The organism is Peribacillus sp. P4_C12 (assembly GCF_056402095.1).
In genome coordinates this window covers 1-564 of sequence record NZ_JBFUIB010001188.1, presented here as the reverse complement: position 1 = coordinate 564, position 564 = coordinate 1, and the positions used below count along the sequence as shown (strand labels likewise).

Annotated in this window: 1 protein-coding gene; it reads right to left on the bottom strand. The window is 39.4% G+C overall.

Annotation, left to right across the window (positions count from 1 at the left end):
• On the bottom strand, nucleotides 1–564 hold a 564-nt coding region (locus AC1DUW_RS32060; RefSeq protein ID WP_477644611.1), incomplete at both ends, for a glutamate synthase-related protein.

The window sequence follows — 564 nt, the reverse complement described above, 5'->3', positions numbered from 1 at the left end:
TTGATTGATAGCGTAGGAATCAATTCTTGATAAGAAGCACCTGTGCCTCCTTCTCCGCCATCCAACGTTATAAAATCTGGACCTTTTCCAGTATCTTTCATATATTTGGCAAGTTTTTCAACACTATCATTTCCACCGATAACCATCTTAATACCAACCGGTATGCCTGTATGGTTTCGGATTTTTTCAACAAAGTCACACATTGATTCTACATCATGAAATTGATGAAATCGATTCGGACTATCGATTGATTTGTATGCCTCAACCTTTCGAATCTCTGCAATTTCAGGATTTACTTTTTCAGCATCGATATGACCTCCGCGAGTTTTTGCCCCTTGGGCTAATTTAACCTCAAATGCTTTGATTTCTGGAATTTCACTTTTTCTTTTTAACTCATCCCAATCCATTTCGCCGATACTATCTCGAACTCCAAACATGGCTGGTCCGATTTGCATAATAATATCGACCCCTCCTATTAAATGATAAGGGGAAAGGCCACCTTCTCCTGTATTCATCCATGTGCCTTTTGCTAAAGCTAATCCTTCAGACAGAGCAGTGATAGCA